This window comes from Neobacillus drentensis (assembly GCF_036966985.1).
GTDB lineage: Bacteria > Bacillota > Bacilli > Bacillales > Cytobacillaceae > Neobacillus > Neobacillus drentensis_E.
Genome location: NZ_JBALSN010000379.1, coordinates 1 through 13,586, shown reverse-complemented (window position 1 = coordinate 13,586; position 13,586 = coordinate 1). Strand labels below are relative to the sequence as shown.

Annotated in this window: 11 protein-coding genes; 2 read left to right on the top strand and 9 right to left on the bottom strand. The window is 40.6% G+C overall.

The features are described from left to right. The 5 genes from V7659_RS22580 to V7659_RS22560 form a co-directional block, all read right to left on the bottom strand. A partial coding sequence (locus tag V7659_RS22580) for a tripartite tricarboxylate transporter permease (protein WP_335542433.1) occupies positions 1 to 964 on the bottom strand: 964 nt, incomplete at its 3' end. Between the two features lie 12 nt (positions 965 to 976). Continuing rightward, positions 977 to 1,429 (bottom strand): tripartite tricarboxylate transporter TctB family protein, encoded by a 453-nt coding sequence (locus V7659_RS22575; protein WP_335542432.1) that lies wholly within the window; start codon positions 1,427 to 1,429, stop codon positions 977 to 979. Positions 1,430 to 1,521: 92 nt separating this feature from the next. After that, positions 1,522 to 2,541: a tripartite tricarboxylate transporter substrate binding protein gene (locus tag V7659_RS22570; protein WP_335542431.1), complete on the bottom strand. Its 1,020-nt coding sequence runs from the start codon at positions 2,539 to 2,541 to the stop codon at positions 1,522 to 1,524. 112 nt (positions 2,542 to 2,653) lie between these two features. After that, positions 2,654 to 4,390 (bottom strand): thiamine pyrophosphate-requiring protein, encoded by a 1,737-nt coding sequence (locus V7659_RS22565; protein ID WP_335542430.1) that lies wholly within the window; start codon positions 4,388 to 4,390, stop codon positions 2,654 to 2,656. 17 nt (positions 4,391 to 4,407) lie between these two features. Next, the gene (locus tag V7659_RS22560) at positions 4,408 to 6,483 is read right to left on the bottom strand and encodes a (Fe-S)-binding protein (protein ID WP_420491299.1); all 2,076 of its coding nucleotides are present in this window, start codon (positions 6,481 to 6,483) and stop codon (positions 4,408 to 4,410) included. A 289-nt stretch (positions 6,484 to 6,772) separates the two neighbouring features. On the opposite strand from V7659_RS22560, the gene V7659_RS22555 reads away from it, so the two are divergent. Further along, the gene (locus tag V7659_RS22555; protein ID WP_335542428.1) at positions 6,773 to 7,651 is read left to right on the top strand and encodes a LysR family transcriptional regulator; all 879 of its coding nucleotides are present in this window, start codon (positions 6,773 to 6,775) and stop codon (positions 7,649 to 7,651) included. 90 nt (positions 7,652 to 7,741) lie between these two features. Here the strand turns inward: V7659_RS22555 and V7659_RS22550 are convergent, their stop codons facing one another. Genes V7659_RS22550 through V7659_RS22540 form a run of 3 tightly spaced genes read right to left on the bottom strand, consistent with a single transcriptional unit; the run spans position 7,742 to position 9,832 of the window. Then, the gene (locus V7659_RS22550) at positions 7,742 to 8,527 is read right to left on the bottom strand and encodes an FAD synthetase family protein (RefSeq protein ID WP_335542427.1); all 786 of its coding nucleotides are present in this window, start codon (positions 8,525 to 8,527) and stop codon (positions 7,742 to 7,744) included. Between the two features lie 26 nt (positions 8,528 to 8,553). Continuing rightward, positions 8,554 to 9,348, bottom strand: coding sequence for a 2-keto-4-pentenoate hydratase (locus V7659_RS22545; RefSeq protein ID WP_335542426.1), 795 nt, complete (start codon positions 9,346 to 9,348; stop codon positions 8,554 to 8,556). Between the two features lie 16 nt (positions 9,349 to 9,364). Further along, positions 9,365 to 9,832: a flavin reductase family protein gene (locus V7659_RS22540; RefSeq protein ID WP_335542425.1), complete on the bottom strand. Its 468-nt coding sequence runs from the start codon at positions 9,830 to 9,832 to the stop codon at positions 9,365 to 9,367. A gap of 495 nt (positions 9,833 to 10,327) precedes the next feature. Here V7659_RS22540 and V7659_RS22535 point away from each other — a divergent pair, with 495 nt between their 5' ends. After that, positions 10,328 to 11,599: an MFS transporter gene (locus tag V7659_RS22535; RefSeq protein WP_335542424.1), complete on the top strand. Its 1,272-nt coding sequence runs from the start codon at positions 10,328 to 10,330 to the stop codon at positions 11,597 to 11,599. A 149-nt stretch (positions 11,600 to 11,748) separates the two neighbouring features. Here the strand turns inward: V7659_RS22535 and V7659_RS22530 are convergent. After that, positions 11,749 to 13,586, bottom strand: a 1,838-nt coding sequence (locus tag V7659_RS22530) for a V4R domain-containing protein (RefSeq protein WP_335542423.1), incomplete at its 5' end; no start/stop codon positions are given.

Here is a 13,586-nt window from a genome sequence, read left to right as displayed (position 1 = left end):
GCCCTAGTGAAAATAATGGAATTAAAGCCGCACCGCTGTGAGCGTTATTCGCAGTTTCAGGGCCGGCTACCCCCTCGATTGCTCCCTTTCCAAAGCGAGATGGATCCTTCGCTGCCTTTTTTTCTACAATGTAGGAAAAGGTTGACGCGATAATGGAATTTGCACCTGGGATGACTCCGAGAAGCATTCCAATGCCAGTTCCCCTTCCGATAGATTTTAGAGTTGCTCCCCATTCATCCCGCCTAGGAAGAAGACCTTTGACCTTTTCTGGTTTGGTAACTTTTGCTGGGTTTTCCGCATTCAGCAAAATTTCGGAAATTCCAAACAGACCCATGGCCATAACTGCAAAATCAATTCCATCCATCAACTCTATGGAGCCAAATGTGAATCGGAATTCTCCAGTGACCATGTCTTGTCCTACCATGGCCAGCAATAAACCGAGGAATGCAGCAATTAGTCCCCTGACCAAAGACTTCCCCATCAATGCCACAATCATCAGCATGCCAAGCAGCATAATTGCAAAGAACTCCGGAGGACCAAACTTCAACGCAAATTTAGACAGAGCAGGACCCACAAATGTAAGCGCTGTCACAGCAACAATCCCGCCGATAAACGAACCAATTGCAGACACCCCAAGAGCTACACCCGCACGCCCCTTCTTTGTCATCTCATACCCGTCGATACATGTAATGACCGATGCCGCCTCACCTGGCACGTTCACTAATACAGAGGTAATCGTTCCTCCATACATCGAACCATAAAAGATTCCGGAAAGCATAATAATAGCAGAGACTGGCTCCATCCCGAAAGTAATGGGAATAAGTAAAGTAGTTCCAGATACCGGACCAAGACCAGGGAGTACACCGATGACCATCCCAAGCATTACACCAATTAGGCAGTAGAGAAGATTTGACCAGCTCATAGCCGTTTCAAATCCATGCAAAAGCAATACCAATGAATCCATTTAACTGTCCCCCTAAAATAGTATCCCGCCTAAAGGTAAGTACACCTTTAAGATTGTATTAAACATCCAGTAAATGAATACTGTTATTCCGACAGACATCAATAAGGTGGTGTACCATTTATACTCTTTATAGAACAACATGGCCAAAAAAATAACACCCGCAAGTAGGAATCCGAATAATGAAAAGAGTATTACGAAAAGGACCAAACTGATAATGATAAACAAAATATGTTTTAGAGAACGACCAGTTGGCCACGATTCACTGCTTGCATTTTTCCCTTTCACGCTGTCATAAATATACCAAATCGCGAGGAGCATCAGGATACCGCTTAACCAAGTAGGAAAGAAGCCCGGTCCCGGTCCAAGAACACTAGAATAGGAATACTGCAAGGACAGTACAAACAAGAAAAGAGCTAGAAGGAAAATGACTGCACCAGCCCATATTCCTGACCTGTAATTACTCATGATTGAATTTTATCCCCTTCCATGAACAAATTGAAAATGGTGGGCATTCAGGAATCACCCTGAAAACCCACTGATGCTTCACTAACGCGGTTTTATTTGATTAGGCCGAGTTCTTTTAACATTTTGCCAAATCTTACATTCTCTCCATCTACCTCTTTTTGGACAACCTCAGGACTACCATATTGAGTCTGAAGAGAGGCCTTCTCGAATTCTTTTAACACTTCAGGATCTTCCATTGTTTTCTTAACCGCTTCTTCTAGCATTGTAACGATTTCCTTTGGCACACCCTTCGGTGCGAAAAGCGAGGTATTGCTATCGATCGCAATATCGAAGCCTTTATCTTTCAACAAAGGAATATCTGGAAAATAAGGAACAGGTACACTTGCGGCATTAAATATTGCACGGAGCTCTCCAGATTCAATAAGCGCCTTGGCATCGCTCGGCTGTACCATAGCCCCTTGAACATGACCGCCTAAAACTGCTGTGATTGCTGGAGGCGTGCCTTCAAATGACACCGCCTTTGCTTCAAGGTCTGCCATCTTTTCCAATTCTGCCATCGGTAGATGAGCCCCTGATCCAATCCCCCCAGCTACACCATATGAAAATTTACCAGGATTCTTCTTCACATAATCAAGCCATTCTTCAAACGTTTTCCAAGGAGCATCTGCTTTCACAATCATGATTTGCTGGTTGCCGAATACTTTTGCGATGGGTTGAAAACTGTCATATGAGTATTTCACATTTCCATATAAAGGCTGCATGGAAATAGCACGGTGTGTAGACATTGCAAGGGTGTATCCATCAGGCTTAGCGTTAAACAAATCCGTAATCCCAATTGAGCCGCTGCCTCCTGGTTTATTCACAATCACTAGCTGGGCATCTGGCAAATATTTTGGTAGGTATTTTTCTAGGATTCGAGCACCAATGTCTGTAGAGCCGCCCGCAGCAAATGGCACGAGTACTTCAATCGGTCTTTTAGGATAATCGATTTTGGTTTGTTTTTCATTATTGGCTGCCGTAGCTGCATTCGAACCCGTTGATTTTGAAGAGTCAGAACAACCTGCCAGTACAATAAGTAAAGCTGACAAAAAAAGCATAACGAATTTTTTCATTCTTCAACCTTCCCCCTACTTAAAAAATTTCACAGCTTTCACAGTTTAAAAAAACACTTATTTAACCGTTCATCACCTCCCAATGAAATCAAACTCTCAGAAAAATCGTAGATTAATAATCTTTCTGATTCGATATTTTGGCCAGGCGGACATCCACCACAGCTGATTTCCCGTTTTTCACTTCATTCATGGCCTGCTGTAATACTTCAGGTAACTCCCTTGGATCTGTCACCATCATGGCATATGCCCCACCTGCGGCTTCAGCGATTTTTGCTAGATCGGCAGATTGATCAAAATTCACCCAGTAACTGTCCGTTTGTTTGGCCATACCTTCCGGATACCGCTTTAATAGATTCAGCTTCGTTGCATTCCAACCTTCATTGTTGTAAATGACGGTTAAGAATGGAGCTTGATATCTGCGTGACATCCAGTGAACGGATGACGGAACGCTGAATAAGTATGAACCGTCACCGGTTAAGGCCACTACCGTTTTCGTTGAATCTGCAAGCTTCATTCCAATGGCTGCGCCGCCATTCCATCCCAAGGATGTACCGCCGCTTGTAAACATGGTTCCTTCTTTGGAGCGCGGCAAATGTTTGGCTACCGTCATGGTATTTGTAATCGTCTCATCTAATATGATGGTCTCATCGTCCACCACTTTCCTTAAACAAGCCGTTAGCCATTCTGGCGAAATCGTATACCCATCTACCTGGGCTTCCTGCTTCCAGGCTTCACGTTGCTTATCATGGTGCTTCGCTAACCGGAGATAACGTTCTTGTACCTGCTCCTCATTAATATCGCTCTTGGCTAAAGCGTCATTTAATTGAAGTAAGGAGGCATAAGCATCCGCTCGATAATTTTTAATCGCGGGAATGTGCCATAGTGGGATTTCTTCCTTGATTGGATCTAAATCAATGTAGTAGACTTTGCAATCATTCTTTGGCTGAACTTGTGTAGTGACCCAAGGGACATCTGAATCAATGGCGATAATGACGTCCGCTTCAGGAATAAATGGGTTCGGATCGTACCCCAGATGCAGAGAATGGTCCCTCGGGAAATTTACGTAAGTAGGAATTTGCTCCACCACAGGTATCGCTAGTTTTTCGCAAAACTCAACCAATTGCGGGACCGCTTTTGTCATTCTGCCTAAATAGGAAGTAATCACCAGTGGGTTTCGGGCTTCTAATAAAGCCCTTACAATTTCGTCTAGACCCCAGATAGGGATGGAGGATGGTTCGATTGGCGCCCATTCTCCCCAAGAATCCGGCAGCTTTTCCACATTTTCCTCTAGAACTTCTCTCGCTCCAGTCAAATAAACGGGTCCGGCCGGATCGCTTTGGGCCATCTGCATCGCCCTGTAAATGAGCTGTTTAACGTTCTTTCCCGTTCTGATATCTGATTCCCATTTGACATAGGACCTGAGGATTCCACGCTGATCGTATACATTTTGCAGGTAATTAACATAGGAATTGCGGCTGCCTGGAAGCTCTCCGTCCATGGTGAACGGAGTTTCTCCAGCGAAAATGAACACCGGAACACGAGCCCGGAATGCATTATGAACAGCTCCTCCCAAATTTTGCGTTCCCACATCTGTATGAATAATCACGCCTTGAGCTTGGCCAGACAGCATCGTATACCCTTGAGCTGCGGATAAAGCCACACTCTCATGGGGACAAATGATGGCCTTAGGAAGTTCCTTCCCTTCCACCTTGGCCTTCGCCAAGGCCTCAATCATGGAAGGATGATCACTGCCTAGATTGCAAAATAGGTAGGAAATTCCGACTTCTTGCAGCGCTTCCATCAAAGCGTCCGCAGCAGCGTAAAGATTGATTTTGTGTTCATCGTTCATGAATTCGTCTCCTTTTTTTATATTTCAACTGATTTTTCTAAGATTTCAGCAATATCAAGCGTCTGCACCCGTTCTTCAACTTCCTTGGCCTTTGTTCCATCGGAAAGCATCGTTAAACAATAAGGGCAATTGCTGCCGATGACCGTCGGATTCACTTGAAGCGCCATTTCTGTCCGGGCTATATTCACCCTCGTTCCTTCGCGCTCTTCCATCCACATCCTGCCTCCGCCAGCACCGCAGCAGAGCGCATTTTCCCGATTTCGCTCCATTTCGAGCAGCTCCATTCCCGGGATCGCACGCAGGATATCCCTTGGCGAACCATAGATATCATTGTAGCGTCCGATGTAACAAGAATCATGATAGACCACTTTCTCTTCAACCCTCTTAGTTGGCTTGAGCTTGCCTTCCTTCAATAAATCAGCCAGCAGTTGGGTATGGTGGACAACTTCCGCTTCCAGCCCAAATTCAGGGTACTCATTTTTAAAGGTGTTAAATGCATGAGGATCGGTCGTCACAATTTTGCGCACGCCATACGTCTGGAACGTCTCAATATTTTGAGTGCATAAGTCCTGGAATAAGTACTCATTCCCCATCCGGCGTGACGTGTCCCCGGAGTTCTTCTCTTCATTGCCGAGAATCGCAAATTTCACACCGGCTTTGTGCATCAAACGGGCAAAGGATCGGGCAATCCTCTGGCTGCGGATGTCGAACGAGCCCATCGAACCAACCCAGAATAAAACATCGAATTCACTAGTCTCATCAACGGTTTTGATGATATCCTCCATACCTTCCCGCCATTTGATGCGTTGATTGCGGTTCGTGCCCCAAGGATTTCCTTGCCTCTCGATATTATTGAAGTAGCGTGAAGCCTCAGCCGGCATCTCCCCTTGTGTCATGATCAAAAATCTCCGCATATCTATAATTTTATCCACATGCTCATTCATCACCGGACATTGATCTTCACAATTGCGGCATGTTGTACAGGCCCACAATTCTTCTTCCGTTATGATATCCCCAACCAAATTTGGCATTTCTACAGCAGCCGCCACCTCGGAATTTACATCCAATCTCGCTTGTAGAGCAAATTGATTGGCTTTCGCGTCTTTAAAAGCAAAAGCCGGCACCCAAGGCGTACGCGATGTGATTGAAGCTCCCTTTTCCGTCAGGTGGTTTCGCATTTTCAAAATGAGTTCCATTGGTGAAAGGGTCTTACCTGTGCCGGACGCAGGACACATATTTGTACATCGTCCGCATTCTGCGCAGGCGTACAGATCGATTAGCTGCTGTTGCGTAAAATTCTCGATTTTTCCAACGCCGAATTCCTCAGCCTCTTCATCCTCAAAATCGATCTTCCTCAATTTTCCGACAGGCCCGACTTTCTTGAAAAATAAGTTGAACAACGCGAATAGCTCATGCGCTTGCTTCGATTGCGGGACGAACACCATGAAGGACAACACTGTCAGCAGGTGCACCCACCAAAATACGTAGAATAATACTGTTCCTGCCGTGGTGCCAATCCCGGAGAACACTGTCGCAACCGCTCCGGAAAATGGGGCATAGACGAAATCCGGTTCATGCCCGAGCATCACGGTTTCAAACCCCAGCGTCAGCAAGATGGACACAGTCAGCGTCGTCAGAGCAACGATGACCACAGCCGCTTTGACATCTCTCCTGAGTTGCAAGCGCTTTAATTTTTCTATATAACGACGGTAAAAAGCATATGCCACACCGCCGAGCATGAGGAAGGTTGTCCACTCCTGCATGAGACTGAAATATTTGTGCGCGGCACCGAAAGGGAATTCGAACCCTATGATAAATCCCTTGATAATGATTTCAATGAGCCCTATTTGGATGATGAAAAAACCATAGAACAAGATAAAATGCATCAGACCGCTTTTCTTGTCTTTAAACAATTTCCTTTGACCAAACCCATTGACTAACACGCTATTCAATCGTTCTTTGAGGTTCAGTTCAAAAGTAGGTTTCTTACCGAGCTTCACAAACAAATACCGACTGTATACAATTTGGAAAAATAAATACAACGCATATCCTGTCACCGCTAGAACAGCTGCAAAATTCAAATATACTAGCACCAATGCACTCCCTTTCCTTACTCTCTCTGATGCTTCCACCAACCGTATTCTTTACACTTAGGATTGAATGGGGCATTGTTTCCTTAACTCATAATTCTTGCATTCGCAACCATGCGCACGGTCTTTTGCTAGAAGATCTCCAGCCATTGTTGTTAGGAAACACCTTCCGTTTTTGATTATTCTAAAAATTCTCTATCTTTACGTTTATAGTAGCATCCGTTATACTATACTACAAATATCTATTTAGTAGATTTGCGATACGATTAAAATATGGATAGGTGATCACCAGATGGATATACGCCAACTACGTTACTTTGTGACTGTAGCGAATGAAGGTCAAATTACACGTGCGGCAAAAAAATTGAATATGGCTCAACCACCTTTAAGCCAACAGTTAAAGATAATCGAGGAACAGGTAGGGACCGCTTTGTTTTTCCGGAACAGTAGAAGCGTCGAGTTAACGGAGGCTGGATTGTTACTCTACCAACGTGCGGTTAGTATCCTTCATCAAATCGATGACACTTTAATCGAAGTGAAAGAAACGGGAGATGGATTACGGGGACAGCTCTCGATCGGTACTGCGAAGACATGCGCCGTGACATATTTGCCGGAAAGAATTCAGACTTTCCGCAGTAAATATCCACTCGTTACGTATCGCGTACTGGACGGTCATCCCTATCAAGTCGTTAAGTTGGTAGAAGAGAGGCTAGTAGAACTAGCAGTAGTTCGTTTTGTTTCAGACCTACATTTAGATTATGGCTCAAGGACTTTACAAATAGAGCCTTATGTATTATTCGTTCCAAGTAAATGGGAGTGGGAATCATCTAGAACATCTATTCTTATGAAAGATCTTGAAGACATTCCACTCGTCATGGTCGTACGAGAAAACAAGTATGGGACATATAGCGCCTTCCATGATACCTGTATTAAACAAGGGATCAAATTGAACATCGTCAGCGAATGTCATGACGCTGCCATAATATTTTCCTTTGTCGCAGCCGGGATGGGAGCGGCTGTTCTGCCAAAATCAACGCTTTCCATTCACCAGTCAAACGATATTAAAATTGTCGAAATTGAGGATTGTCCTCTGTATAATAAAACCTCTCTCATTTGGGACCAAAAGCGCCCTCTATCGAAAGTTGCCCAGCGATTTATGGAGATGTTTTGATAGAACTTTCTATATCTCAAAACCATAGTTTTTGAGATAAAAAAAAGAGGTGATTTCACCTCTTTTTCTTGTTGTATTTTCTATTATGACTCAATATTGTTTTCTTTCTATTTTTTCCAACCATTTAATCGTCAGGACACTATTAAAACTAGGAGGATCAAATTGTAGAAGAATTTTCTTTTTCGACTTCACCTTTGCGATTGCCTCTGAGATAGTATCATCTTTTTCGATTAAAATTTTATACTCCCCTATATTTGGAAGTGAATAATTTGGTAAAATGCCATTTTTGCAGCAATACTTTGTTTTATAGTAGTCTCCTAGTAAACTTGGAATTTCTTGCAATCGACATTCACTTAAATATTTTCGAATAAGTGTCGAACTAATTTTTTGCCCATGCCACTTTAGCTCATCAACAATGGTTACACCAATATGCGATGGCACATGGTGTTGAATCGTTTCGGCATTACCACTTGCTTTTGCACCATATGTATAGTCAAAGCCGCAAATGATTTCCTTCGCGCCCAGCCCAATAACATATTTCTGCATAAATGCAGCCGCTTCAACTTTTGCTAATTTCTTTGTAAATTCAACGACATAAAATACATCGACACCTAATTGTTCAAGCTTTTCAATTTTTTGCTCGATTGGCTCTAAATAATTCACCTCAAAGCCTGGAATTAGGACACTTTTCGGATGTGGAAAAAAGGAAAGGACCGCCAATGAAAGCTTATATTTCATTGCTTTCCGCTTTGCAGTCTCCACAACTTTTTGATGTCCAAGATGTACTCCATCAAAGTACCCTAAGGCCATCGAAACATCTCTTGCTTCTTCCTGTAAATCGCGTAAATTAACTTCGTTCACATAAATCACTTCCATTTGCGATTCCTCCCTTCTTTATCCTCTTACTTCTTCACCACTTCTTTCGCAAAGGTAACGCTTACTTTCCCAAGCACACCAAAATCCGCCTCAAAAGCATCGCCAGCTTTAAACTCAACTGCTTTCGATAAGGCACCAGATAATACAAACATACCTGGTTCAATTGTAACCCCATAATGGCTTACTTCATTCGCAAGCCAAACTACGGCATTTAATGGGTTCCCTAATACAGCTGCACTCGTAGCTCGCTCTAACAGCTCACTGTTTTTATACAAGGTCATCTCTATATTCGTAATATCTTCAATTTCAGTTAATTGAGTATGTTTTTCACCTAAAATAGCGCCGGCTGACGAGCCATTATCAGCAACGGTATCTGCATATTGAATTTTCCAGTTTTCAATGCGGCTATCAATAATTTCAACTGCAGGCACAACATATGCGGTTGACTTGATAACATCTTGTTCAGTTACATTTGGCCCCTTTAATTGTTTATCAAACACAAAGGCAATTTCAAATTCTACCTTAGGCTGAATAAACGATTCCAACGAAATCCCTTGTTGTTCCTTATAGATCATTTCATCTAAAATAAAGCCGTAATCTGGTTTATAAACTTTTAACATTTCTTGCATGGCTTTACTTGTTAAACCGATTTTGAGTCCCTTTACTTTTGCCCCTGCTTCAACTCTTTTTCGAATTTGATATAGCTGAATACCGTAAGCAACTGAATCAGAAATGTTTTCCGTTATCGATGTGAATGGTAAAATTGTTTGTTTTGAGCGTTCTGCTTCAAGCAACAGCTCGCCTGCTAACTGAATATTCATAGGTCTTCTCCTTTGATTAAACGATGGCTAATTCTGCTAATTGTCGATATTTCCCACCAAAAAATAAAAGTGGGTTTTTATCTTCTAAGTGTAAATCTATTATTTTGCCAATAAATAATGTGTGATCACCTTCTACATGTTCTGATACTACTTCACATGCTATTTGTGCAATCGTATCTTTTAATACAGGTAGGCCTCTTAATTGATCAAATTGCACATCCTCACCCAGTTGGCCCGCGAAATGACGTGAATAATGTTCTTGATCTTCACTTAAAATATTGACCGAGAATTTTTTCGATTGTTTTACTTTCTCTAAAAATTTCGCTTTATGACCAATGGAAATGACGACTAACTTCGGGTCAAGTGATACAGACATGAAGCCATTTGCAGTCATACCATGTGGCACTCCATCATTTTCTGTTAATAACACCGTTATACCTGTAGCAAATTTCCCCATTGCATCTCGAAATAAACGATCATCCATTCTAATTCCTCCTTATCGTTAGTGGATGTTACCATCATAAAATAATCAAAAAAACATTATAATTGCTACTTTTATTGAAAATCTGGAGAAAAACAATAAAAATCAACCACAAGTTGTGCTTTATGTTAACTTGTTTTCAAATGAATTGAATTGTTATTTATCAATATTATCAGGCATTGTTTGTCTTCTTTTCTATCATTTTGAATATGGATTTCTAGCTATAATGTATCCGGGTAATGATCAAATTGAAAATTTATAGTTGTAAAACTATTTACAATCTTATAGAATGTGTCTCATCGGAATATTCCGAAAAATCACTTGATATTTTTTATTTTTCATAACAACTGACAAGATGTCTAAGAACTCAAATCAACTACAGGTCACATAAGTAGGGAGAGATTCGATTTAAATGAAGTGTAAGCGCTAACACATATTTCTTTTTTGATTAGGGACGGTATAGGACTAGAAAAACTATTTAAAACTTAGGGGGATATTATGATGCGTTGGACAGTATTAGCAATGCTTTTCTTATTGTCTATTATGAATTACACGGATAAATCAGTGCTTGGCTTTGCTGCAGAACCGATTATGAATGAGCTGAATTTGAATTATGAGCAATTCGGTTTAGTCGGTAGTAGTTTCTTTGCGGCTTATGCGATAGGTAGTATTCTACTTGGTACTTTAACATATCGATTCAATACAAAGCATTTACTGATACTGATTGCTTTAGGTTGGACGGTTTCTTTATCTAGTGCCTATTTCATTGATAGCTTAACTGGATTAATCATCGTTCGTGTTACTTTAGGTTTCTTCGAAGGTGGTACATATGGATTATGTGTGGCCCATGTTGCAAAATGGTTTACAAGTGAAACGCGTGGATCTGCTTATGCGATTATGACGTCTGGGACAACCGTCGGGACGTATTTAGCTGCACCGATTATAGTATTTTTAATTGGCTCAGTTGGGTGGCAACATACATTTGCAACATTGGGTATAGTCAGCCTAATATGGGCAGTTGTCTTCCTCTTCATGAAAAGTCATCCGAAAGAACCGATTCAAGAAACGATTGTAGTGCTTCCCTCTACACAAGAAGCTCAATTCAAAGCTATTATTAAAGTTATGTTGAATCCTTACGTACTTTCAGTAATGGTCGTAGGTTTTGTCTCGATGTGGGCCAATACGTGGGTCATTACATGGGCGCCAACATATTTAACAAAAATTGTTGGACTTGACACACAAGTAATGAGTATCGTGTTTGCCGGCATGGGGATTGCAGGGACAATTTTTGCCATCTTCGTAGGAAAATTTACGGACATTTTATTCCGCAAAAACAAAAGCCTTATTAAATCATACGATAAAGTGTTAACAACGGTATTGATTATAGGTGCTATTGCTTATGGTGTGACAACGATCGTTGAATCGCCAATTTTAGCAGTTATTTTCCTTGCAATTGGCTTAATTATGAATACATGTCTACTTCCACTTGGTACGACGGTTAAAACATTAATCGTTCCGAAGAACTTAATCGGTAGTGTTTCAGGAATTTCACTGTCCATTTCGAGTATGGCAGGAATTATCGGACCATATATCACAGGTTATTTAATTATGTTAGGAGGAGACGATATTCGCTATGGTTTCAACTCAGGCGTATTAATCGTTGTAGCGTTATATGTCATCAGTGCGGTTTTCTTGCTAATGACGCTCAAACGCAAATCTGCTTTCACGAAAAAAGTGGAAGCTATTACAGCACCTGTGGTTATTGAATAAACTAAAAAAAAAAATCATCGAAGATGGCCATGTCCATTTCCGATGATTTTTTTTTCGCTTATGACAACGTTTACAAAATTATGATACCTTGGCTCTTTATTGAACAGATATTAAAGTTGATTTAGTCAAATAATCAGCCACTACTTGTCTTAATCAAATTGTAATTCCCCTGACAAAATAAGGGCCTGTATAACTAATAATATATAGGCGGTCGTAGAAGCATTTTTAACTGTGACCTGCAACATCTCTTCAATTTGTTTAATTCGATATTGTATTCCACCGATTGATAATGTTAGCTCTTCCATTGTTTCTTTTAAGCGCTGCCCATTTAATAAATACACATAAAGTGTATGCAGCAACTCTCTTTTTCGTGGATCATGGAAATTATACAAATCTTTTAATGTTTTTTTCGCCATTTCATGCAATTGCTCTAAACTCATATTCGTGACGATATCCCCTAACATACCTAAATCTTCATAGTCCGTCATAAGCTTTTTATTTGGGAATCGTTGAGCAACCCTTGCCTCTTTTATGGATTTTTCGAAATCTTTAAATTCTGTAAAGGCTCCACTCATACCTAAAACATAATTATAGTTGACATTTTGCTTTGCTATCTCCTGAAAAATCTTATTGAATTTTTTCATGAAAGCTTGTTTATCGTTAAATTGTGCGTTTAATAAGACAATTTCTTCCCCAACGACAGCAAAAATACTAGGAAGCTCCCATTTTTTAAACAATCTTGACATTTGAATAAGTTGATCATGTAAATCAATGATTTCATTATTCGACTTTAGTTTTTGAATATGGATAACAGCTGTAGAAAAGGGAGGCTCAAATTTAAAAGGCAAAAACTTGAAATATGATTCAATGTCTTTAATGTTTTGATTATGAATTAACCGGTCTAAAATGGAACTTCTCATTCGTTGCTGTTCCTCAAATTGTGCCTCCTCGTATAAAATGCACAACGCCATCACATTCGAAATTCTTTCTAAAAATAAATAATCATTATCCTCTATTTTCTGAGGTGAGAAGTAGAAAAATGAGCATGTTGCATAATTTTTTTTATTAATTAATACAGGTGTTATTAATTTAATATGGGAACTACCTGCATAGTACGATACATTATGCTTCTTTTCGAGATAGTTTAAATTCTTTTTTTCTTTTTTTATGCTTTCTAGTTGCTGCTCAGTTAGTCCAATTTGACTTAACTGATGACCATGTATATCTTCGATCAGCATCGGAATATGGAGTAGTTCGTAAGCAGTTTGAAGTATTTCATCCATCGATTGTTTTTCGGTCACGTTTTGTGTGAGTTGACTATGGAAGGTCGATATTTTTTCAAGCATATGTTTATGTTGCAGCAAGGCATCATACGTCATTTCTAATTCCGACAAAATATTATCACTTTGATATAAATTAATTAACTCCTGCTGCTCTGGTAACCAATCTTTTTCAAGACGAATTTCAAATTCGCAGCATGGATCCCCCTTCGCAACACATTGCGTTTCTATAGCAATAATCGATTCCCCAAATTCATAGGATAACGCGCCACTGGCAAATCCACATAATGTGTGACAAACACATTCTGTCGCAAGACCATAATTTTGATCATGTAGCTCCGCTTCGAATGACTCAACCCATTTCCCCCATGTGTCGATACATTCAATTGTACCATCTGGATGTTTCACAATTTCCCCCATGAATATCACATCTTTTACGTGCCCCAGTCTGGCATGCCCTTCACCAATTGTTTTATTTTTCCTAGTTTTATTTTGGAGGTAGTTCTTCGCTGCTTCCATGCCAAATTCTTTTCCGAATCGAAACAGAAACCCCTTTGTTTTATACGACCCGATGTTATTAACCAAATTATTTTTTAATGTCAGAAAGGCGTTAGCTGACATTAAAATATTTTTGGCCTCTCCTGTTTCAAACGAAATATTACTCATGAACAATCCCCCGGTTCCCATTTCTGATACTAATATTAATC